Below are 22,597 nucleotides of genomic sequence, written 5' to 3' on the forward strand. Positions count from 1 at the left end.
GGTGGCATGCCTTCTTCATACAGCTTCCTCAAGAATGATATCGGCGATGCGCTCGGCGGCATCGACCTTGGCCAGGGCACGCGCGGCTTGCGCCATCTGCATGCGGCGGGCGGGATTTTCGGACAGATCGCGCAGCAGTGCGGCAATGCCGTCGGCCAGCGTTCCGTCCTGCTTCAGCAAAACCGCCGCGCCGCGCTCGACCAGGTACTCCGCATTGCGGGTCTGGTGATCGTCGACAGCAGCGGGGAAAGGCACCAGCACGCTGCCGACACCCACCGCACACAGCTCGGCCAGCGTCGAAGCGCCCGCACGGCACACCACCAGGTCGGCCCAGGCGAAGGCCTCGGCCATGTCGGCGATGAATGGGGTGATCTCGGCCTGCACGCCGGCCTTGGCATACGCCTCGACCGCTTCGGCATGCAGCTTCTCGCCGCTCTGGTGGCGAACCTGCACCGGCACACTCGTGCCCAGCGCAGCAATCGCCTGCGGCACGCCGGTGTTGAGCGCACGCGCGCCCTGGCTGCCACCGACCACCAGCACGCGCAGCGGACCCTGGCGGTCAGCGAAACGCTGTTCCGGCGGTGCGATGGCGGCGATCTCCGCACGTACCGGGTTGCCGACGAACTCTTCGCCCTTGGCGAAGGTGCCCGGGAAGCCGGTCAGCAGCCGGCGCGCATAGCGCGACAGGATGCGGTTGGTCATGCCGGGAGCGCGATTCTGCTCGTGCACCAGCAGCGGCAGGCCGTGCAGGCGTGTGGCCATGCCCCCCGGGCCGGACGCGAAACCACCGAAGGCGACCACCGCACGCGGCTGGCGCTTGCGGATGATCATGCCGGCCGCGCGCAGCGCGCGCATCAGCCGCCACGGCGCGCCCAGCAGGGCCAGCTTGCCTTTGCCGCGCAGGCCGGTGATGGCCAGCGTGTCGATCGGAATGTCGTGCTGCGGCACCAGGCGGGTTTCCATCGCACCATCGGCGCCCATCCAGGTGACCGGTACGCCGCGGGCGCGCAGCACGCGGGCCACGGCCAGACCGGGGAAGATGTGACCGCCGGTTCCACCGGCCAGGATCATCACCGGGCGCACGTTATCGGTGGCTGCGCTCATGACAGCCTCCCAAAGGTCGGTTCGATGCGCGACTGCAGGCGGCTGGTACCGCGTGCGGCGTTCGCTGCAGCGGCAGCCGTCGGCTCGGCGCTCATCGGCACGCTGACCGCAGCCGGTGCGGCCGGCGCGTCCACGGGTGCATCGGCCACGGCCTCGTCGCCACCGCCGATGCGCACGGCCTGGCGACGCTCGGCGCGCTTGAGTTCATAGGAGACGCGCAACAGCAGGCCCATCGCCACGCAGGTCATCAGCACCGACGAACCGCCGGAGGAGATCAGCGGCAGGGTCAGGCCCTTGGTCGGCAGGATGCCCAGGTTCACGCCGATCGAGACGAAGGTCTGCATGCTGATCCACAGGCCGATGCCGAAGGCGATGTAGCCGGAGAAGTGGCGCTTCATTTCCACGCAGCGCATGCCCAGCCAGAACGTGCGGCCGACCAGCAGCGCGTACAGGGCCACGATCACGCAGGTGCCGAGGAAGCCGAACTCCTCCGCGGTGACCGAGAAGATGAAGTCGGTATGTGCTTCCGGCAGGTAGTACAGCTTCTGCACCGAGTTGCCCAGGCCAACGCCGGTCCACTCGCCGCGGCCCACGGCCATCAGCGCGTTGGACAGCTGGTAGCCGTCGCCCTGCTGGTCGGCCCACGGGTCGAGGAAGGAGGTGATGCGGCGCATGCGGTACGGCTCGATGATCGCCAGCGCGCTCATGCCGACCAGGCCGATGATCACCGGCATCGACATGCGCGGCATGTTCACACCGCCCAGCACCAGCATGCCGGCGGTGATCGCCAGCAGCAGGGTCGAGGAACCGAAGTCCGGCTGCAGCAGCAGCAACAGCACCAGCGCACCGGCCACGCCCAGTGGCTTGAGCATCGCCGGCCAGGTCGCGTTGACCTCGTCGCGGAAGCGCACCAGGTAGCTGGACAGCCAGACGATATAGAGCACCTTCACCGCTTCCACCGTCTGGAACTTGGAGATGCCCAGATTGATCCAGCGGCGTGCGCCGTTGACCGTGCTGCCCAGACCCGGCGCGAACACCGCCAGCAGCAGCACGAAGCAGCCCAGCAGCAGCATCTGGTTGTACTGCTCGATGGACTTCAGTTCAGTGCGGGCGGCTACGACCGCCAGCACGATACCCACCGCCAGGAAGATCAGGTGGCGGTTGAGGTAGTAGAACGGGCTGCTCATCAGAGCGATCGAGCTGGACGCCACCATCACCACGCCGATGCCCGTGAGCGCGATGATCGCGCCCAGCAGCCACTTGTCGTAGCTGCCTTCGATGGCCTCAAGGCGTGTTGCCTGGCGGGACAGGTCGTTCATCTCAGCGCACCTTCAACGTGGCCAGGCCGATCAGCACGAGCACGACGGAGATGATCCAGAAGCGCACGATCACGCGCGGCTCCGGCCAACCCTTCAGTTCGAAGTGGTGGTGGATCGGCGCCATGCGGAACACGCGCTTGCCGGTCAGCTTGAACGAGGCGACCTGGATCATCACCGACAGCGTTTCGATGACGAACACGCCGCCCATGATCACCAGCACCAGCTCCTGACGGGTGATCACTGCGATCGTACCCAGCACCGCACCCAGCGCCAGCGCGCCGATGTCGCCCATGAACACCATGGCCGGATAGGTGTTGAACCACAGGAACCCCAGGCCCGCACCGGCGATGGCCGCGCAGATGATGACCAGCTCGCCGGCGCCCGGGATCTGCGGGATCTGCAGGTAGTTGGCGAACACCACGTTGCCCGAGGCGTAGGCGAACACGCCCAGTGCGCAGGCCACCAGCACGGTCGGCATGATCGCCAGGCCGTCCAGGCCGTCGGTCAGGTTCACCGCGTTGGAGAAGCCGACGATCCAGAAGTAGGCGATGGCCACGAATCCGATGCCGGCCAGCGGCAGCGCGATCGACTTGAACATCGGGATGTAGAAGGTCAGCGCCGCCGGCACGTCGGCCGTGTAGAACAGGAACAGGCCCGCGGCCAGGCCGAAGATCGACTGCAGCAGGTACTTCCAGCGCGACTTCAGGCCGTTCGGGTCGCGGCGGACGATCTTGATCCAGTCGTCATACCAGCCGATGGCGCCGAAGCACAGCATCACCGCCAGCACCAGCCACACGTAGCGGTTGCGCAGGTCGGCCCACATCAGCACCGACAGGGTGATGGTGAGCAGGATCAGCGAACCGCCCATGGTCGGCGTACCGGCCTTGGAGAAATGGGTCTGCGGACCGTCCTTGCGGATCGGCTGGCCGCCCTTGAACTGGGCAAGCTTGCGGATCATCGCCGGGCCGAGCCACAGCGACAGGAACAGGGCCGTCAGCGCGGCAAGGATGGCGCGGAACGTCTGGTAGTTGAACAGCCCGAACAGGCTCTCCAACTGCTGCAACCATCGAGCCAGTTCATACAACATGCGGGGATTCCTCTCCTTGCGCCAGCAGCGCTTTGACAATCGTGTCCATGGCGCTGCCACGGGAACCCTTGACCAGGCAGCGCACGCCGGCGTGCAGCTCGTCCTTCAGCGCCTGCGACAGCGCGTCATGGGTGGCGAAATGACGGCCGCCTTCACCGAAGGCGGTGGCGGCAGCGGCGCTGAGCGGGCCCAGCGCATACAGGCGCTTGAGGCCAGCAGCGCGCGCGCGGAGCCCTGCCTGCGCGTGCAGCGCTTCGGCGTCCGGACCCAGCTCGCGCATGTCGCCCAGCACCAGCCAACCCTCTTCCGGTGCGGCGGCAAGGGCGTCGATGGCCGCGGCCAGCGAACCGGGGTTGGCGTTGTAGCTGTCGTCCACCAGCACCGCGCCGTTGCGCAGCTGATGGGCGATCTGGCGGCCCGGTACCGGCTGTGCTTCGGCCAGGCCGGCCGCGATCAACGCCAGATCGACACCGGCGGCCAGCGCCAGGCTGGCAGCGGCCAGCGCATTGCTGACGTTGTGGCGACCCGGCAGGCCCAGCACCACGCGGGCTTCGCCGCCCGGTGCGACCAGGGTGAACTGGCTGCCCTGCGCGCCGGCGCGGATGTCGCGCGCGGTGATGTCCGCGGTGTGCTCCAGGCCATAGCGCAGTACGCGGCAGCGCGGCGGGGTGCCGACGAAGTGCTGTTCGAACCAGCGGCCGTAGGCATCGTCGACGTTGATCACGGCCACGCCATCGGCCGGCAGCGCGGCATAGATCGCGCCCTTGGTCACTGCCACGCCGAGCAGGCTGCCCATGCGTTCCAGGTGCGCCGGGGCGATGTTGTTGACCAGCGCATAACGCGGGCGGGCGATGTCGGTCAGGTAGGCGATGTCACCCGGCTTGCCCGCACCCATCTCGTAGACCGCGTAGTCAGCATCTTCCGGTGCATCGATCACCGCCAGCGGCAGGCCGATCTCGTTGTTGCGGTTGCCCGGGTTGGCGTAGACCACCTTGTGCGCATGACGGGCCACCTGCTGCAGGATTGCCAGCAGCAGGCTCTTCACGCTGGTCTTGCCGTTGCTGCCGGTGATCGCGAACACCTCGGTATCGCGGTCACGCTGCATGCCGGTGGCGATCTTCGCCAGCGCCAGTTCGCTGTCGGCCACCAGCACCTGCGGCAGTTCGATCGGCAGCAGGCGCTCGACCAGCAGCGCGCTGGCACCGCGCGCCTGCGCGTCGGCGGCAAAGTCATGGCCATCGAAACGCTCGCCGCGCAGCGCCACATACAGGCTGCCCGGGCCGAGGCTGCGGGTGTCATTGCTGACCGCATCGATGGCCACGTCGTCGCCGTGGATCTCGCCGCCGGCCCAGTGTGCGATCAGCGAAAGCAGAGTGCGCTTCATGCGATGCCCTCCCCGGCCTGCGCGCTGAGCACACCGGCCTTGGCGGCCAACGCAGCGGCGGCCACTTCGGTGTCGTCGAAGTCATGGCGCACGCCATTCACTTCCTGGTACGGCTCGTGGCCCTTGCCAGCGATCAGGATGATGTCGCCGGCACCGGCACGCTTCACCGCCAGGCCGATCGCACGCGCGCGGCTGCGCTGCACGGTCACGGCGGAGGCATCGGTGAAGCCGGCCAGGATGTCGGCTACGATCACGTCGCCATCTTCGCCACGCGGATTGTCGTCGGTGACGATGACCTGGTTGGCCAAGCGCTCGGCGATCGCGGCCATCTGCGGGCGCTTGCCGGTATCACGCTCGCCACCGCAGCCGAACACGCAGAACAGCGTGCCCTGCAGGTGGCCGTGCAGGCTGTCCAGCGCCTGTTCCAGTGCGTCCGGGGTATGTGCGTAATCGACCACCACGGTCGGCAGGCCGTCTTCGCCGCCCAGGCGGTTCATGCGGCCACGGATCGGCTGCAGCGCCGACAACACCTCGGCAATGCGCGGCAGCGGCTGACCCTGAGCGTGCAGGGTGCCGGCCACGGCCAGCAGGTTGTCCACGTTGAAGCGGCCCAGCAGCGGCGACTGCACCGCCGCGCGCTGGCCGTCGATGACCAGTTCGAAGGCAATGCCACGGCCGTCCAGCTGCAGCGCCTCGGCGCGCACGCTGGCATCGGTGGCACCGCGCGAGCTCAGGCCGATCGGTTGCACGCCCGCCGGGAGGCCGGCGAACAGCTGGCGACCGAACGCGTCGTCAAGATTGATCACCGCGGCCTTCAGTCCCGGGCGATGGAACAGCCGTGCCTTGGCCGCGCCGTAGCTGGCCATGTCGCCGTGGTAGTCCAGATGGTCGCGGGTGAGATTGGTAAACACCGCCACGTCGTAGTGCACCGCATCCACGCGGCCCTGGTCCAGCGCGTGCGAGCTGACTTCCATCGCTACCGCGCGCGCACCGGCATCACGCAGCTGCGCCAGCAGCTCATGCATCTGCAGCACCAGCGGCGTAGTGAAGCCGGTAGGCTCAACCGAACCATAAAGTCCGGCGCCCAACGTGCCGATACTGCCACTGGGCGTTCCGAGCAGGTGCCAGGCCTGGGCCAGCAGCTGCACGGTGGAGGTCTTGCCGTTGGTGCCGGTCACGCCGACCATCGCCATCGCCCGCGACGGTGCGCCATGGAACTGGTCGGCCATCGCACCCATGCGCGCGCGCAGGCCCGGCACAGCGATCGCATCGTCCGGTGCCGGCAGTTCGACCGGTGCCGGCGGTTCGAACAGGATGGCGCCAGCGCCGGCCGCACGGGCCTGCTCGACAAAGCCCAGGCCATGCGCGCCGAAACCGGCGATGGCGACGAAGGCATTGCCGGGGCGCACGGCGCGGCTGTCCAGCACCAGGCCGGTCAGAACGGGATCGTGGCCCGCCAGGGCCACATCCGGAAGCAACTGCGAAAGCAACATCGAAGGACTCATTGCGTGCCTCCCGTAGCGGGCGGCGTCTGGGCTTGCGCGCTGGGCAGCGCAGCGTCGAATTCAGCGGCGGCATCCACCGGCAGCGCGGCCTCGGCCGGCGGCGCGGGCAGGATCGAGGCCGAATGGCCGACCTTGCCGGACTGCTGTGCGGCCAGCCACGACTGCAGGTCGTCCAGCGGCACGTCCATCAGGCGCAGGGTGCCTTCCATCACGTTGTGGTAGACCGGCGCCGACACCAGGCCGCCATAGAACTTGCCGGCCTGCGGGTCGTTGATGACGATGACGGTGGCGAAGCGCGGATTGGTGGCCGGCACCACGCCGGCGAACAGCGCGTTGTAATGGCCGCGCTCGTAACCGCCGGGGCCGGCCTTGCGCGCGGTACCGGTCTTGCCGGCCACGCGGTAGCCCAGCACCGCCGCCTGCTTGGCGCCGCCCTGGGTGACCACGGTTTCCATCATCGCCACCACCTGCCTGGCGACGTTCTCGTCGATGATCTGCTGGCCTTCGTTGCGCTGGCCCTTGACGAAGGTCGGCGCGATCAACCTGCCGCCATTGGCCAGCGCCGAGTAAGCAGTGGCGATCTGCAGCGGCGTCACGTTCAGGCCATAGCCGTAGGACATCGTGGTCTTGGTGGTGCCCGACCAGCGCGCCGGGCGCAGCACCACGCCGCCGGACTCACCCGGGAAGCCGCTGTGCGGTACCGAGCCATAGCCGAAACGGCGCACGCCGTCGTAGAACACCTGGTCCGGCATCTTCGCCGCGACCTTGGCCGCACCCACGTTCGAACTGCGGGTGATCACGCCGGTCACGTTCAGCACGCCGTTGTTGCGCGGCACGTCGCGGATGGTGAAGCGACCCAGGGTCATGTAGCCCGGGTTGGTGTCGATGATGGTGTCCTTGGTCACCGCGCCGGACTGCAGCGCGGTGGCGATGGTCAGCGGCTTCATCGTCGAACCCGGCTCGACCAGGTCGGTCACCGCGCGGTTGCGGCGGGTGTCCGGAGCCGCACCACCCACCGAGTTCGGGTTGTAGGTCGGCAGGTTGACCATGGCCAGGATCTCGCCGGTGGTCACATCCATGATCACCATCGAACCACCTGCCGCCTTGTTGGCCACCAGCGCGTTGCGCAGTTCCTTGAACGCCAGGTACTGGATGCGGCGGTCGATGCTGAGGGTCAGGTCCTTGCCCGGTTCGGCGGCGCGCAGCAGATCGCTCTCGACGGTCTCGCCCTTGCGGTTGCGGATCACCCGCTTGGCACCGGCCTTGCCGCGCAGCCATTCGTCGAACGCCAGCTCCAGGCCTTCCTGGCCGCGGTCGTCGATGTTGGTGAAGCCCAGCACGTGCGCCATCGCCTCACCCTGCGGGTAGAAGCGGCGGAACTCGCGCTGCGCGGCCACGCCCGGAATCTTCAGCGCGACCACCTTCTCTGCCTCGTCCGGATTGATCCGGCGGCGCAGGTACATGAATTCCTTGTCCGACTTCTGCGACAGGCGGCTGCTCAGTTCATCCACCGACATGCCGACCGCCTGGGCCAGCTCAGGGATGCGCTCAGGCGAACGCAGCAGGTCCTGCGGGTTGACCCAGATCGAAGCGACCGGGGTCGACACCGCCAGCGGCTCGCCGTTGCGGTCGGTGATCATGCCGCGCGAGGTCTTGATCGGCAGCTCGCGCAGGTAGCGGGCTTCGCCCTGGCGCTGGTAGAAATCGCTGTTGATGATCTGCACGTAGGCCGCGCGGCCGACCAGCGACACCGAGCACAGGCCGAGCGCCAGGGCAACCCAACGCAGGCGCTGGCGCAGGTTGAAGGCGTTGCGGGGGCGGTTGCGGCCGGTCTTGCTCATGGGCGCACTACCACGATGTCGGCGGCCTCGGGGAACTTCATGCCGAGCTTCTCGCGGGCGATGCGATCGACACGGTTGGCTTCGGCCAGGGTGGCCTGCTCCAGCTGCAGGCGGCCGAATTCCAGATTGATGTCATCGCGCTTGCGCTCAGCGCGCGACAGCTCGATGAACGTCTGCCGGTGACGGTGACGCACGAACACGACGCCGATCGCCGAGGCCACGGTCGAGGCCAACAGGATGATCAGCAGCAGCCGGCTCATGCATCGGCCTCCCGCTTCTGGGCCACGCGCAGCACGGCGCTGCGGGCACGCGGGTTGGCCGCCAGTTCTTCGTCGGTAGCCTTGATGGCACCCCCGATCAGATCCAGCGTCGGTACGAACACCTCCGCCTCGGGCAGGCGGCGGTTGGCCGGCGGCGCCTTGGCCAGGCGGTTCATGTACTGCTTGACGATGCGGTCTTCCAGCGAGTGGAAGCTGATGATCGCCAGACGACCGCCGGGCTTGAGACGCTCCACCGCCGCATCGAGCCCGGCTTCCAGATCGGCCAGCTCGCGGTTGATGTGGATGCGGATGGCCTGGAAGCTGCGCGTGGCCGGGTGGATCTTGTCCTTGCCACGCGGCATCACCGAGGCGATCAGCTCGGCCAGTTCTGCGGTGCGGGTGAACGGCTGCTTCTCGCGGCGCGCCACGATGGCACGGGCGATACGGCGGCTCTGGCGCTCTTCGCCGTAGGTCCACAGCACGTCGGCAATCTCGCGATCTTCGACGCGGTTGATCCACTGCGCGGCGCTTTCACCGCTGTCCGGGTCCATGCGCATGTCCAGCGGGCCGTCCTTGCCGAAGCTGAAGCCACGCTCGGCCACGTCCAGCTGCGGCGACGACACGCCCAGGTCGAACAGGACGCCGTCCAGGCCTTCAGCCGTCGCATCCCACTGCAGCAGCTGGGCGAAGCTGCCACGGAAGATGGACACGCGCGGGTCCGGCGCGAAATCGCGCTCGGCTACGGCGATGGCTTCCGGATCCTTGTCCATGACCAGCAGGCGCCCCTCGGGACCGAGCTGGGTGAGCACGCCACGTGCATGACCGCCACGACCGAACGTGCCATCCAGATAACGTCCGTTTTCGATCACCCTCAGGCCTTCAAGGACCTGGGTGTACAGGACCGGCAGGTGCACCGCCGGCGACTGCGACACCGGAAGGTGACCGGCCTGCGCTTCTGGGCGCATCCGGGCACCCCGGCTCACAACTTCAGGTCGAGCAACCCATCACCCAGATCCTCGTCAGACAATGTCTGCTGGATCAGGGCCCGATGCGCCTGCTCGCTCCACAATTCGAACTTGTCGCCCATACCGAGCAATACCGCCTTCTTCTCAATGCCCACCGCACCGCGGTGGCTGGCGGGGATGCTGATGCGACCGTTGCCGTCCAGCTCGAGATGGGCGGCCGAGCCGACCAGCTTCTGCTGCAACAGGCGCACGACGCGCTGGGTGTTGGGCTTGGACATCACGTCGTCGCGGACCCGCTCCCATTCCGACTCTGCATACAGCCACAGGCAGCCGGCTTCGAACGGGTTGTAGGTCAGCACGAGACGGTTGTTGCTGGCGCGCGCGACGAGGTCGCGGTAAGCGGTGGGAACCGCCATGCGCCCTTTATCGTCAACTGTGATGGCCGTCTCGCCCTGGAACACGACGCGTGCACCTATCCTTCGCCCGGTGAAACATTGAACCACGAAAACCCACAAAACACCCGGATTTCCCTCTGATGCCCACCTTAGCAGCGGCCGAAGGGTTGTCAACAACTTTTCAGCGGGGAAATCGCCAGCCACATCAATGGCTTGCAACAACCTTTAGAGAATTGTTCAAGGCTTATCCACAAGTTGCTGATCCGTCTCAATTTTTGAGATTGAACGGAAGTTCAGGGCTGTGGACAGCGCGTGAAACATCGGCCGCGCATTCATCCAAAACGGGCTGGAAGCGGCGCCAGACTGCGCAAACCGTGCACAATGAGGCCATGTGCCTGCTCGCTCTTGGCTGGATGCACCACCCGCGCTGGCGGCTGGTGATGACCGGCAACCGTGATGAGTTCCACGCCCGCCCGACGGCGGCGCTGGCCCCCTGGCAAGATGAGACCTCCGTCATCGGGGGGCGCGACCTGCGCTCCGGCGGCGGCTGGGCGGGCGTCGGTGCCGCAGGCCGGATGGCGGTGGTCACCAATGTGCGTGATCCGCTGGCCTCCCAGACCGGTCCTTCACGGGGCGCGCTGGTGGCCGACTTCCTGCGCGGCCGCGACCCGGCCGCCGTGCATATCGACCGACTGGCAACCGTGGCCGGCGCCTACGCGCCGTTCAACCTGTTGCTGGCCGACGGCCACAGCCTGGAGTTCCTGGGCAACCACCCCGCCGAGCGGCAGAGCCTGGGCCCGGGCGTGCATGGCATGTCCAACGGTGCGCTGGACGCGCCCTGGCCGAAGACCCGGCGGCTGATGGCCGCGCTGTCGGCGTGGCTGCAGTCCGGCGACGACGAGCTGGCCCCGCTCTGGGCCGCGCTGGCCGACGAACACCGCCCTGCCGACAGCGACCTGCCCGACACCGGCATCGGCCTGGAACGCGAGCGCTGGCTGAGCCCCGCCTTCATCCGCGGCGACGACTACGGCACCCGCGCCAGCACCGTGCTGCTGATCGACGCCGACGGCCACGGCCAGATCCACGAGCGCCGCTTTGGCCCACAGGGCGCAGCCAACGGACAGAGTCACGTCATTTTCTGACCGGGTCGTGCCGGCCGCTGGCGGGAATTCCTTTCCAGCAGGGTAGTGCCGGCCGCTGGCCGGCAACCTCTGGATCTTTGGATGCGCCATGAAGCTGCCGGCCGGCGGCCGGCACTACCGGGCATCGCGTTGTCGCGATCCACGCGACGGCAGTCGTCATCGCAACGGGCTCGAAACGTCATTCAGCTTCCAACCGCGACCGCGATCCGCCCACGCCACAGGGGCTCCGGCGTCGCAGTCCGCCCACTGTGCCCTTTTCGCAATCGGCACTGTGTCTATAAATGTCGCCCCTGCCCCCCCAGGGTGGTGGCGCCCGGCACCCCGCCGCGCGATCGACCGCAACCCCCATGGAGGCCCCATGCGCCGCATCCTCATCCTGATCGTCACCCACCTGCTCACCCTCGGCCTTGGCTTCGGCTTGGGCGTGTACTTCCTGCCGATCCTGATTGCCCCCGATGACCCGCCGGTCGCACAGGTGCAGGCCGCCATGACTGATGCCCCCTACCGCACCACCTTTCGCCGCGACCTCAAGGGCAGCGATGCAGTGCATTGGGCGGAAGGCAAAGTCAGCGTCAGCCCGCGCCAGGTCGCCTTCGACGGCAAGATGGGGCCGGGCCCGGATTACAAGGTGTACCTGGTCCGCGACTTCGTCGACAACAAGGCCGACTTCCTGAAGATCAAGGCACAGGCGAAACGCATCGGTGAAGTGAAGACCTTCAACCGCTTCCTGGTCGATGTACCCGATGACGTCAACGTGGACGACTACACCACGGTCGTGGTGTGGTGCGAACGCTTCTCGCAGTTCATTTCCGCAGGGCAGTACCGTACGCCGGGCTGACGAACGCGCGACGTCGAGGCAGTGCCGGCCGCTGGCCGGCACTCTGTCCGCCCTGCAGGCATCGTGAAGCTGCCGGCCAGCGGCCGGCACTACCGATGCGCGGTTCACGCATATGGAAGAAAGAGGCGGAGCCGGCCGATAAGCCGGGTTCTGTCGTGGACAGTCATTCCTCTAGGCGTTACGTCACCGCAACGCTCAAGCAACCTACCCGGATCCAACGCGGGCCGCGCCAAAGGATCCCTATTTGGTCTTGCTCCAGGTGGGGTTTGCCGTGCCGGTCTGTTGCCAGACTCGCGGTGCGCTCTTACCGCACCATTTCACCCTTACCGGCCTTCCGAAGAAGACGTAGGCGGTATCTTTCTGTTGCACTTTCCGTCGGCTTGCGCCGCCCAGGCGTTACCTGGCACCTTGCCCTATGGAGCCCGGACTTTCCTCGGCACCCCCGAAGGGATGACGCGACTGTCTGGCCGGCTCCGCCAGTGCACATTCTAGCCTACGCACGCCCTTCCTGCCGTGCTGATCGCGGCGTCCGGTTCATCCATCCACGCATGGCGTGGATCTACCGACTCCGCTGCTCTGGTGGGTGCGGATTCCGCTCTGGTGGGTGCGGACCTTGGTCCGCATGATCCATCAACTCCCGTACAACGCCTTGCGCGGTGCGCCGGTCAGCTCGGCAGCCAGCTTGGCGGCGGTCGACGGCGGCAGATGCTCGCTCAATTTGGCGTAGACACGGCGGCCATGCGCCAGCTGCGCTTCCTCATCGTCGCCAGCACCCTGCACCATCACCACGAACTCGCCCTTGCGCTGGTTCTCGTCAGCTTCCACCTTCGCCAGCAGGCCGGCCAGGTCACCATCGAGCACGGTCTCGAACAGCTTGGTCAGCTCGCGGGCCAGCACCGCCGGGCGCTCACCGCCGAAGATCGCCGCCATGTCGGCCAGCGATTCGGCGATGCGGTGCGAGGATTCGTAGAACACCATGGTGCGTACTTCACCGGCCAGCGCCTGCAGGCGGTCGCGGCGGCCGCTGGCCTTGGCCGGCAGGAAACCCTCGAAACTGAAACGGTCGCTGGGCAGGCCGGCCACGCTCAGCGCGGCGATGGCAGCACAGGCGCCGGGAATCGGGCTGACCTTGATGCCCGCCGCGCGCGCAGCACGCACCAGACGGAAACCGGGATCACTGACCAGCGGGGTGCCGGCATCACTGACCAGCGCCAGCGATTCACCGGCCTGCAGGCGCGATACCAGGCGCTGGGCCAGGGCCTCTTCATTGTGTTCGTGCAGGGCCACCAACGGCTGCTGGATGCCGAAATGGGACAGCAGCTGGCCACTGCGGCGGGTGTCTTCAGCACAGATGGCCGCCACCGACCGCAGCACCTCCTGCGCGCGCGGGCTCAGATCGGCCAGGTTGCCGATCGGGGTGGCGACGACGTACAGGGTTGGCACACTCATTTCAGCGGTACTCACGGGGCAAGGGTAGAATCGTAGCGTGTACCCGGCCAAGGCCGCTGCCCTCATCGCATGGACCCGATCATGAACAAGCCCGCCGCACGGATCTCCGCCCTGTCGCTGTCGCTGATGCTGCTGGCCGGTTGCGCCACCACCAGCCTGACCAGCACGCCCGATTCGCCGGCCCAGAGCCAGGCGCTGGCGCTGATCGAACAGGGCAAGCCGCGCGACGCCGCGCTGCAGCTGGAAGCCCTGGCCGCCACCCTCCGCGGCGGCGCCCGCAGCAACGCGCTGGCCGACGCGGCCTGGGCCTGGCACCTGGCCGGTGACAGTGCGCGCGCGCGCAGCCTGCTGGGCCAGCTCACCGCGCGCCAGCTGTCCGGCGCCAGCCTGCAGCGCTACCAGCTGACCGGCGCCGAGCTGGCACTGGCCGACAAGCAGCCGGCGCAGGCCCTGGCCCTGCTGAAGGACCACGGCGACAACGTGCTGCCGGCGCTGCGTACGCGCTGGTATCTGGCCCGCGCCAACGCGCTGCAGGGCACCGGCGATGCCTTCGGCGCCGCCACCGAACGTGCACGCGCCCATGCCAGCCTGACCGGCAGTGCGCGCAGCGAGAACCAGGCCGCCATCGCCGGCCTGCTCGGCACCCTCGACGACGCCACGCTGCGCAGCCGTGCCGCCGCCCTGCCGGCCAACGACCCGCTGTACAACTTCGCCGGTCGCGCGTTGATCGCCCGCGGCCTGCCGCTGCCGCGCCCGTTCGACCGCGATGGCGCGGCTCAGTTCGACACCAGCAAGCGGCCGCCGGCGATGAGCGACGGTTACCGGCCGCCGGCCAAGCTGGCCGTGCTGCTGCCGCTCAGCGGCCGCCTGGCCACCGCCGCGCAGCCGGTTCGCGATGGCCTGTTGAGCGCCTACTACGGTGAAAGCCGCCGCCGCCCGGACATCAACTTCTTCGACACCGCCGGCACCCCGGCCGGTGCCCTCGCCGCCTACGACAAGGCCGTCGCCTCCGGTGCCGACTTCGTGGTCGGCCCGCTGGGCCGCGACGAAGTGGACGCCGTGTACGGCCGCCAGCAGCTGCAGGTACCGGTGCTGGCCCTGAACCGCGGCAAGGATGCACCGCCGGCCGGCAGCGCTGGTTTCTCGCTGGCACCGGAAGACGACGGCATCGTCGCCGCCGAGTACCTGCGTGGCCGCGAGCGCAACCGCGCGCTGGTGATCAGCAGCAACGACGACACCGGCCGCCGTTCCGCCGCCGCCTTTGCCCAGCGCTTCGCACAGCGCGGCGGCCAGGTGGTGGCCACGGTCAATGTCAGCGAAGCCGTCGGCGATGTCGGCGCGCAGGTGCGCAATGCCGGTCAGGTCGATGCCGTGTTCCTCGCCGTGCGCGCCCCGCAGGCCCGGTTGCTGGCGCCGCAGCTGGCGTTGGCCGGTGCCGGTGGCGCGACCCGCGTCGGCACCTCGCAGCTGACCGTCGGCAGCGGCAAGGTGGAAGAAGACGTGGCACTGGACGGCATCGTCTACCCGAACGAAGCCTGGAACGTGCGCAGCGTGTCCGGCCTGCCCTCGGCCAGCCAGGTGGCCAGCACCCTGCCGAGCGCACGCGGTGCGGCCGGCCGCCTGTTCGCCTTCGGTGCCGATGCCTGGAAGATCACCGCCTACCTGGACAAGCTGTCCAACGAAGGCGGCCTGGACGGTGCCACCGGCACCCTGTTCCTGGACAGCAACGGCAACATCCTGCGCCAGCCGGCATGGTCGACCTTCAATGGCGGCCGGCCGATGCCGATCGTCGGTGGTCGCTGAGCGCAGCCAACGTGGCTCGGCGGTGGAAGCTGCCGCCGAGCAGCATCTGCAACAGGCCGGGCTGCTGCCGCGTGCGCGCAACGTGCGTTATCGCGGCGGTGAACTGGACCTGGTGATGGATGACGCCGGTACCGTGGTGTTCGTGGAAGTGCGCTATCGCGCGCGCTCCGATTTCGGTGGCGGCGCCGCTTCGGTGGATGCGCGCAAATGCCGGCGCCTGGCGCATGCCGCGCAGCTGTACCTGCAGGACAACCCGGCACTGGCCAATGCGCCCTGCCGTTTCGATGTGGTTGAAGCCAGTGGTGAACCGCCGCAGCTGCGGTGGCTGCGTGATGCGTTCCGGCTGGATGACTGCTGATGGTTACCGTCCGCTCTGGTAGAGGCCGACTTTGGTCGGCGCTTCTGTGCCAACCAAGGTTGGCACCTACCAGAGCGCAGCCTGGCCGGCACGACCACGGTGCGTGACTGATGCCTTCGATCATCACCCATGCCGCTGTGCCGTTGGCGCTCTGGTGCGCCGCTGACCGTGGCCGCATCCCGCCGCGCCTGCTGGCGGCCGGTGTGATCGCTGCGATGCTGCCCGATGCCGACGTGCTGGCCTTTGCACTGCACATTCCCTATGCCGATGCCTTCGGCCACCGCGGTGCCAGCCATTCGTTGCTGTTTGCCTGCGTGCTGGCGGCATTGGCCGCGGTGTTGGCGTTCTTTGGTAGCGGCCGATCCTGGTCGGCACCACACAGCTCCGGTAGTCGCCGACCTTGGTCGGCGGTTTCGTGCCAACCAAGGTTGGCATCTACCCTACAAGCCGCCGTGTTCGTCTTCGTCTGTGCTGCCAGCCATCCGTTGCTGGATGCGATGACCTCCGGCGGCCTCGGCGTCGCGCTGGCCTGGCCGTGGAGCGAACAGCGCTTCTTCGCACCGTGGCGACCCATCCGCGTTTCTCCGTTCGCGCCGCAGTTCTTCAGCGCACGCGGCGTGGCCACCCTGCTCTCTGAACTGCGCTGGGTGTGGCTGCCGCTGGCTACCGCCGTCGTCGCCTGGAAACTGATCCAACCCGCTCCTGTTACCCCACGAGATCCGTCATGAGTCCTGCCCTGCCTGCTGCACTGGTTGCCGAACTGTCCGCCCTGCTGGGCGCGGAGGGCTGGCGCATGGATGACGGCGCGCTGGAGGCGAACGCGCAGGACAACTCATGGCGTCACCAGCGCCCGGCGGCGGTGGCGCTGCCAGCCGACATCGAACAGGTGCAGGCTTTGGTGCGGGCCTGCCGTGCGCATGGCGTGGCCTTGGTCGCACGTGGCGCTGGTACCGGCACCACCGGCGCGGCGGTGCCGCTGCCCGGCAGTATCGTGCTGTCGTTCACCCGCATGGACCGCATCGTCGAGATCCGCGCCGGTGACCGTTGCGCGGTGGTGCAACCAGGCGTGCTCAACGGCGCCCTGCAGCAGGCGCTGGCCCCGCATGGCCTGTTCTGGGCGCCGGACCCCTCCAGCGCCGAGATCTGCAGCATCGGCGGCAACCTGGCCTGCAATGCCGGCGGCCCGCGCGCGGTGAAGTACGGCACCAGCCGCGACAACGTGCTGGGCCTGGTTGCCGTTACCGGCACCGGCGACGTGATCCGCTGCGGCGGTGCCTACACCAAGGACGCCACCGGCTATGACCTCACGCATCTGCTGGTGGGCAGCGAAGGCACGCTGGCACTGATCGTGGAAGCCACGCTCAAACTGACCCCGTTGCCGGTCAGCCAGGCCGGCCTGCGTGTGCTGTACCGCGATGCCGATGCCGCCGCTGCGGCGGTATCGCGGCTGATGTCGCAGCCGGTGGTACCCACCCGCCTGGAATTCATGGACGCCCGCAGCCTTGAGCTGCTACGTCTCAATGGTGCGGACGTACCCGAGGCTGGCGCGATGCTGCTGGTCGAAGCCGATGGTGACCACGACACCCTGCCCTACCTGCTGCAGGCACTGGCCAGCGCTGCCGAAGGCGACGGCATGATCGAGCTGGACGTCGCGATGGAAGGCCGCGCGCGTGACCAGCTATGGGCCGCACGCAAGGCGCTGTCGCCGGCGCTGCGCAGCGTTGCCCCGGGCAAGATCAATGAGGATGTGGTGGTACCGGTATCGCGCATTCCGGAACTGGTGGCCGGCGTGCAGGCATTGGCACGCGACTACGCGCTGACCATCGTCACCTTTGGCCATGCCGGCAACGGCAACCTGCACGTCAACATCCTCTATCACCCCGACGATGCCGACGAGAACGCGCGCGCGCATGCCGCACTGCCGAAGATCTTCGAGCTGACGTTGGCGCTCGGAGGCACGCTGTCCGGCGAACACGGGATTGGATTGGCCAAGCGCGATTTCATGGCCCAGGCGTTCACCCGCGAAACGCTGGCGGCGATGCGTGCGATCAAGTCCGCGCTTGATCCGGATGGGATTCTCAACACGGGCAAGGTGCTGCCTCCGGTGTGAGGCCTGGTTGCTCGGGGTCAGATCCCATCGCAACGACGATGGGCTCGGACCCCAACAGATGCACCCACCGCACTATAGAGCCGAGCCCATGCTCGGCTGCGCGCCGGTCAGATCCCGCAGAGCGCCGCGCTTCTCGCGGTGAGCCGAGCATGGGCTCGGCTCTACAACATGCTGCGCTGCACACGTTTCACAGCCCTGAACCGCGCCACCACGAACTGTGTCGAAAACGACACTTTGCAACTAATTGCATGGGATCAGCCAAAGGCAGCCGGGACACTGGCGTCCGATCCGGATGTGCCAAGACGACTTGCCCTGTGCATCACCCGCTCTTCACCCCACTGAGCGCATTCAGCAGCGTGCGATAGCAAGCTCATCCGGAAACCTGACCGAACCATCTTCCATCAGGAGCGTCCCATGCATCGCGATTTCCAAACCCGGCGCCGTTTTCGCCTGCGCCCGCTGACGCACGGCCTGTTGCTGGCCCTTGCCGCAGCTCCCCTGCAGCCTGCACTGGCCCGCAACCTTGATGGGCAATCGGCCACAGTGCGTGAAAGCAGCACCGTAGAGGTCTGGAATCTGATCAATGGCTCCTCTTTGACGGTTGACGGGGGCCGCACGGAGGAGATCACCAGCAAAGACTCGCTGGTGACGCTGCGCAATGGCCGCGTCGAAGCGCTGGCCAGTGGAGGGAAGGCAAACATCGTACTTCGAGGCACATCAGCGCTGGATATGACCAACAGCACCCTGCATGACGGCAGCGTAGTGGTCAGCGACCTTTCCACCGCGCGCATTACTGGAAGCACCCTGCATTCGGTCGGCGCCAATACCCGGTTCAGCGTCGGCATCTACCTCGACAAGTCGCCCACCGAGCCCAATGCCAACAGCACCGTCATCGTCGACTCCTCGTTCGTGCGCGCTGAAGCGTCACCGGGCGCGGCAGTGCTCAGCAATGGTCACGCGGTGCGCCTGCAACAAGGCACGGCCATCCTGCAGAACGGCACCCGGGTGGGAGGCGCGAATTCGGGTGTACTGCTGCTGGGCGGCACCATCGCGTCTGTGCTCAATCAACCCATCACCCTGCGCGTGGACAACGCCCAGGTTGCCTCGGACAGCGGTCCCGCCATCTGGGTAGCACCGCGCAGGTCGGTGCGCTACGACATCACCGTCGCCAACGGTTCGCAGCTGTCCGGCGGTGATGGGCATCTGCTGCTGGTACGCCCCGATGGCACGGCCTCGGGCGAGGCCGATGTCCACTTCACGGTGGACGACGCCCGCCTGGCCGGTGACATCACCTTCGATACCAGCCGGGTCAGTGGCAATCTGGATGTCGTGCTGCGCAACAAGGCGCAGATCGATGGCCGCTTCTTCAACGTCACCTCCGCCGAGATCAGTGGCGACAGCACCTGGCTGCTGACCGGCGACAGCACCGTCGGCGCACTTACCTTGGGCAACACCGGTACCGTCGCACTGGGCAACGGCAGCACCTTCAACACCCTTACCGTCGATACCTTCACCGGCAACGGCGGCACCCTGCTGTTCAACACCCAGCTGGGTGATGACACCTCGGCCACCGACAAGCTGATCGTCACCGGCGACACCAGCGGCCAGGCCAACGTGCGCGTGCTCAATGCCGGTGGTGCAGGCGCAAAGACCGACAAGGGCATCGAGCTGATCCGCGTGGGCGGTACCTCCAACGGCCAGTTCGACCTGCAGGGCCGCGCCGTGGGCGGGCAGTACGAGTACTTCCTGTTCAAGGACGCGACCAATGGCGGCTGGTACCTGCGCTCGGAACTGGCCACCGTGCCGGACCCGTGTGTGGTGGACCCGACCCTGCCGGAATGCCAGCCGATCGACCCGGTGGACCCGGTTGATCCGGTGGACCCGACCCCGGTGCTGCGCCCGGAAGCCGGCGCCTACCTGGCCAACCAGTTCGCGATGGACCAGCTGCTGCGGCACTCCTGGCGCGACCGCCAGGGCGGCAGCATCACCGCTGAGGAAGGCGTGCGTGGCTGGGCCCGCGTGGATGCCAACCAGAGCAAGCTCTCGGCGGTGGAAGACCAGCTGGACCTGCGCGTAGACCGCTCGCGCGTGCAGCTGGGTGCGGACATCGGCGTGTTTGATGACGGCCGTGGCCGCATCGGTCTGATGGGCACTGCGGCGCGTAGCAGCGCTACCTCGCGTTCGAACGTGACCGGTTTCAGCGCACGCGGCAAGGTGGAAGGTGGCGCGCTGGGCGTGTACGGCAACTGGGCCAACGATGCTCTGTATGTGGATGCCAGCGTGCAGCGTGGACAGTTCCGCAACCGCGTGCAGGGCGAAGGCCTGGCCGAGGAACGCTACGACTCGGATATCTGGCAGAGCTCGGTGGAAGCCGGTTACCGCTTCGGCATCGGCCAGATCGGCAACACGGCGCTGAGCCTGCAGCCGGAGCTGCAGTTGATCTACACCGATGCCAAGATCGACCGCCACGAGGAAGCCAACGGCACGGTGGTGCGCAGCCTGGGCGACAGTGGACTGTCTGGCCGCATGGGCCTGCGCCTGCAGGGCGAGGGGCATTCGGCGGCTGGCGCATCGATCAGCCCCTACGTGGTAGCCAACTGGTACCGCGACGGTGCCAGCAACGGCATGGCGTTCGACGATGAAGCGCTGAAGGCCTGCGTGCCGCGCAACCGTTACGAGTTGAATGCCGGTGCGCGAGTGGACTTCCGCTCGGGGCTGAGTGCCTGGGGTGGGTTTGGTGTGATGCGCGGTGACCATGGGTACCGCGAAGCGACGGCCAATCTGAGCATGTCGTACAAGTGGTGATGTAGTTGAAAGAACGGCGCCGGAGAGATCCGGCGCCGTTCTGCTTTCTGCTTTCTGCTTTCTGCTTTCTGCTTTCTGCTTTCTGCTTTCTGCTTTCTGCTTTCTGCTTTCTGCTTTCTGTAGCGTCGAGCCATGCTCTACTGGCTCTTCTCGACGGCGGCCAACAACAGTCGAGCATGGCTCGACGCTACAGGGAATGTCGCATTCGGCAGGCAACGCCATCTGCTGCCTGCCGGCGACGAAATTGCAACTCTTTCGAAGTTTCCAACAATTCTCATTGGCAGCATTGGCGCTCCATGCAAATCATGTGGCGCCACCGACAACGGGTGGCACGGGCTTCCAATCCCGATCGGTAACACTGTTGTTTACGCTTGTCTGCCGGCGTCACCCTTTCCTTGTTGGGTGACGTCGGCAGGCATTCTGTCCGCGCATCTATGGCGGGCGGTGCGTGGGGGCCTCGTGCCCGCCGGTGTTTCGCAGTGTTACCACCGGCATTGGAACCATGCACCGTCCGCCACCCTCGCTGTTAAGCGGGGTGGCGCCTTGCCTCCTGCACAAGGACGCCGCCATGACTGCCACGCACTATCCCTACCTGTTCGCCACCCTCGGTGGAGCCGCCAACCAGTTGCCCGAGACCATCGCCCGCGCACTGGAAACCACGCTCAGTGCCACGCACGGCAACACCGCGCCCACCAGCAACACCTTGCTTGCGTGCCTACAGCGCATCCGCCACGTGGAGGGTGCTGACGGCCAGCCGTGGCCAGACAAGGGCCGTACATCGGGGCAATGCATGGCCATGGCACGTGCCGACCGCGCCAAAGCCGGCCTGACGTTGCTGCTGGAACTGCTGCATGCGACCGAACGCGTGCGCGTGGACGGCGCTGATGACCAGCAGGTGGGTGACGACGTGCGCGAGGGATTACTACTGGCCTGTCGTGGGCTGGCCGAATATGTGGATGTGCAGTTGCACACGGCGTAACACCGGGCGATGCGGATGCATGTCCACTCGGGTAGGTGTCGACCTTGGTCGACACGGCATTGATACGGGCGCCCGACACGTTCGTGCCAACCAAGGTTGGCACCTACCAGGGCAATGCCGATGCGCCCCTGCTTCGGTAGGTGTCGACCTTGGTCGACACACTCGTACCAATCAAGGTTGGCCCCACCAGAGCAGTACCGCTGCGGCTACGCGAAGTGCTGGTATCCGCCGTCGGCGGCTTCGCCATCCACATGCACGCCCTGCCCTTCGGCAATGCGACCGATGCGGGTGAGCGGCACGTCCAGCGATTCGGCCAGGTAGTGCAGCGCATCGCGCTGGTCGGCGGCAGCGGTGAAGCAAAGTTCGTAATCGTCGCCACCGCGCAGTGCGCAGTCGCGCGCGCCATCGCGGCCGAGCAGCTCACGCAGCGCGTGGGAGATCGGCAACGAATCGGCATCGACATGTGCGGCCACGTTGCTGCGCGTGGTGATGTGACCCAGATCGGCCAGCAGGCCATCGGATACATCCACCGCCGCGTGCGCGAAGGCACGCAGGCGCAGGCCCAGGGTGACACGCGGCGTCGGCCGCAGCAGGCGCAGGCGCAGGCTTTCGTAGTCGGCCAGCAGCGTGGCGGTGGCGATGCTCAGCGCAGCTTGCTGCCACAGGCGCAGCGCACCGGCGGCATCGCCGAGCGTGCCGCTTACCCAGATGTCATCGCCCACCTGCGCGCGGTCGCGACGCAGCGCCTGGCCACGTCCCACCTGGCCCATCGCGGTCACCGACAGCGACAGCGGGCCACGCGTGGTGTCGCCACCGATCAACGCAATGTCGTGCTGATCGGCCAGGGCGAAGAAGCCATCGGCGAACGCATCGATCCAGTCTTCGGAGGCTTCCGGCAGCGACAACGCCAGCGTGCACCACGCCGGACGCGCGCCCATCGCAGCCAGGTCCGACAGGTTGACCGCCAGGGTTTTCCAGCCGATGTCGAAGGCCGGGGTTTCCACCGGGAAGTGCACGCCGCTGTTGAGCGTGTCGGCAGTGACCACCAGTTGCTCATTGGCACGCGGCTGCAGCAGCGCAGCGTCGTCGCCGATGCCGAGCAGGATGTCGTCGCGCTCGAGGGTACGGGCGCGGATGCGGTCAATGAGGGCGAATTCGGCCAGGGACATGGGGCGTTCCCGCTGTTGTACGTGCCGCGCAGTGCGCGGTGGGCGGTAGTGCCGGCCGCTGGCCGGCAACCTCAGGATCCCTGC

Annotated in this window: 19 protein-coding genes and 1 other RNA gene; 8 read left to right on the forward strand and 12 right to left on the reverse strand. The window is 67.4% G+C overall.

The genetic code is table 11. The features are described 5' to 3' along the window. Positions 1–15: 15 nt before the first annotated feature. Genes murG through mraZ form a run of 9 tightly spaced genes read right to left on the reverse strand, consistent with a single transcriptional unit; the run spans position 16 to position 9,926 of the window. Positions 16–1,104, reverse strand: a complete 1,089-nt coding sequence (murG, locus tag AC5O77_RS17725) for an undecaprenyldiphospho-muramoylpentapeptide beta-N-acetylglucosaminyltransferase (RefSeq protein ID WP_049461621.1) — start codon at positions 1,102–1,104, stop codon at positions 16–18. Continuing rightward, positions 1,101–2,423 carry a putative lipid II flippase FtsW gene (ftsW, locus tag AC5O77_RS17730; RefSeq protein ID WP_121504877.1) on the reverse strand — a complete coding sequence of 441 codons (1,323 nt, stop codon included), beginning with the start codon at positions 2,421–2,423 and terminating at the stop codon, positions 1,101–1,103. The genes murG and ftsW overlap by 4 nt, the downstream gene beginning before the upstream one ends. A 1-nt stretch (position 2,424) precedes the next feature. Further along, entirely contained in the window at positions 2,425–3,510 is a 1,086-nt protein-coding gene (mraY, locus tag AC5O77_RS17735; RefSeq protein WP_010481929.1) for a phospho-N-acetylmuramoyl-pentapeptide-transferase, read from the reverse strand. Further along, the gene (locus AC5O77_RS17740; protein WP_478057652.1) at positions 3,500–4,894 is read right to left on the reverse strand and encodes a UDP-N-acetylmuramoyl-tripeptide--D-alanyl-D-alanine ligase; all 1,395 of its coding nucleotides are present in this window, start codon (positions 4,892–4,894) and stop codon (positions 3,500–3,502) included. Before AC5O77_RS17740 ends, mraY begins: the two co-directional genes overlap by 11 nt. Further along, positions 4,891–6,399 carry a UDP-N-acetylmuramoyl-L-alanyl-D-glutamate--2,6-diaminopimelate ligase gene (locus tag AC5O77_RS17745; RefSeq protein WP_478057653.1) on the reverse strand — a complete coding sequence of 503 codons (1,509 nt, stop codon included), beginning with the start codon at positions 6,397–6,399 and terminating at the stop codon, positions 4,891–4,893. Before AC5O77_RS17745 ends, AC5O77_RS17740 begins: the two co-directional genes overlap by 4 nt. Continuing rightward, positions 6,396–8,240: a peptidoglycan D,D-transpeptidase FtsI family protein gene (locus tag AC5O77_RS17750; RefSeq protein WP_253144674.1), complete on the reverse strand. Its 1,845-nt coding sequence runs from the start codon at positions 8,238–8,240 to the stop codon at positions 6,396–6,398. The genes AC5O77_RS17745 and AC5O77_RS17750 overlap by 4 nt, the downstream gene beginning before the upstream one ends. Next, complete coding sequence (ftsL, locus tag AC5O77_RS17755; RefSeq protein ID WP_005412242.1) at positions 8,237–8,500, reverse strand: cell division protein FtsL; 264 nt, start codon at positions 8,498–8,500, stop codon at positions 8,237–8,239. Before ftsL ends, AC5O77_RS17750 begins: the two co-directional genes overlap by 4 nt. Continuing rightward, entirely contained in the window at positions 8,497–9,465 is a 969-nt protein-coding gene (rsmH, locus tag AC5O77_RS17760; RefSeq protein WP_094000427.1) for a 16S rRNA (cytosine(1402)-N(4))-methyltransferase RsmH, read from the reverse strand. Before rsmH ends, ftsL begins: the two co-directional genes overlap by 4 nt. 14 nt (positions 9,466–9,479) lie before the next feature. Further along, the gene (mraZ, locus tag AC5O77_RS17765; RefSeq protein ID WP_004143635.1) at positions 9,480–9,926 is read right to left on the reverse strand and encodes a division/cell wall cluster transcriptional repressor MraZ; all 447 of its coding nucleotides are present in this window, start codon (positions 9,924–9,926) and stop codon (positions 9,480–9,482) included. A gap of 323 nt (positions 9,927–10,249) precedes the next feature. On the opposite strand from mraZ, the gene AC5O77_RS17770 reads away from it, so the two are divergent. Beyond that, positions 10,250–11,002 carry an NRDE family protein gene (locus AC5O77_RS17770; RefSeq protein WP_478057654.1) on the forward strand — a complete coding sequence of 251 codons (753 nt, stop codon included), beginning with the start codon at positions 10,250–10,252 and terminating at the stop codon, positions 11,000–11,002. 358 nt (positions 11,003–11,360) lie between these two features. Beyond that, on the forward strand, positions 11,361–11,840 hold the full coding sequence (locus tag AC5O77_RS17775; protein WP_100467800.1) for a DM13 domain-containing protein: 480 nt from the start codon (positions 11,361–11,363) through the stop codon (positions 11,838–11,840). Between the two features lie 123 nt (positions 11,841–11,963). On the opposite strand, the gene rnpB is transcribed toward AC5O77_RS17775, so the two are convergent. Together rnpB and rsmI are read right to left on the reverse strand one after the other, a co-directional pair. Beyond that, positions 11,964–12,315, reverse strand: an RNA gene (gene rnpB, locus AC5O77_RS17780) — RNase P RNA component class A. Positions 12,316–12,470: 155 nt separating this feature from the next. Next, positions 12,471–13,289 (reverse strand): 16S rRNA (cytidine(1402)-2'-O)-methyltransferase, encoded by an 819-nt coding sequence (gene rsmI, locus AC5O77_RS17785; RefSeq protein ID WP_005412235.1) that lies wholly within the window; start codon positions 13,287–13,289, stop codon positions 12,471–12,473. A gap of 81 nt (positions 13,290–13,370) precedes the next feature. Between rsmI and AC5O77_RS17790 the strand changes: the two genes are divergently transcribed. The 6 genes from AC5O77_RS17790 to AC5O77_RS17815 all read left to right on the forward strand — a co-directional run bounded on the left by AC5O77_RS17790 (position 13,371) and on the right by AC5O77_RS17815 (position 21,344). Then, positions 13,371–15,092: a penicillin-binding protein activator gene (locus AC5O77_RS17790; RefSeq protein ID WP_478057655.1), complete on the forward strand. Its 1,722-nt coding sequence runs from the start codon at positions 13,371–13,373 to the stop codon at positions 15,090–15,092. After that, the gene (locus AC5O77_RS17795; RefSeq protein WP_177179500.1) at positions 15,082–15,450 is read left to right on the forward strand and encodes a YraN family protein; all 369 of its coding nucleotides are present in this window, start codon (positions 15,082–15,084) and stop codon (positions 15,448–15,450) included. Before AC5O77_RS17790 ends, AC5O77_RS17795 begins: the two co-directional genes overlap by 11 nt. A 110-nt stretch (positions 15,451–15,560) precedes the next feature. Beyond that, positions 15,561–16,178, forward strand: coding sequence for a metal-dependent hydrolase (locus AC5O77_RS17800; protein WP_478057656.1), 618 nt, complete (start codon positions 15,561–15,563; stop codon positions 16,176–16,178). Further along, positions 16,175–17,560 (forward strand): FAD-binding oxidoreductase, encoded by a 1,386-nt coding sequence (locus AC5O77_RS17805; protein ID WP_478057657.1) that lies wholly within the window; start codon positions 16,175–16,177, stop codon positions 17,558–17,560. Before AC5O77_RS17800 ends, AC5O77_RS17805 begins: the two co-directional genes overlap by 4 nt. A 414-nt stretch (positions 17,561–17,974) precedes the next feature. After that, the gene (locus tag AC5O77_RS17810) at positions 17,975–20,365 is read left to right on the forward strand and encodes an autotransporter family protein (protein WP_478057658.1); all 2,391 of its coding nucleotides are present in this window, start codon (positions 17,975–17,977) and stop codon (positions 20,363–20,365) included. Positions 20,366–20,933: 568 nt separating this feature from the next. Continuing rightward, complete coding sequence (locus tag AC5O77_RS17815) at positions 20,934–21,344, forward strand: hypothetical protein (RefSeq protein WP_478057659.1); 411 nt, start codon at positions 20,934–20,936, stop codon at positions 21,342–21,344. Between the two features lie 206 nt (positions 21,345–21,550). On the opposite strand, the gene thiL is transcribed toward AC5O77_RS17815, so the two are convergent. Beyond that, the gene (gene thiL, locus AC5O77_RS17820) at positions 21,551–22,513 is read right to left on the reverse strand and encodes a thiamine-phosphate kinase (RefSeq protein ID WP_197611160.1); all 963 of its coding nucleotides are present in this window, start codon (positions 22,511–22,513) and stop codon (positions 21,551–21,553) included. Between the last annotated feature and the right edge of the window lie 84 nt (positions 22,514–22,597).

The organism is Stenotrophomonas sp. INTA L402-1 (genome assembly GCF_059295135.1).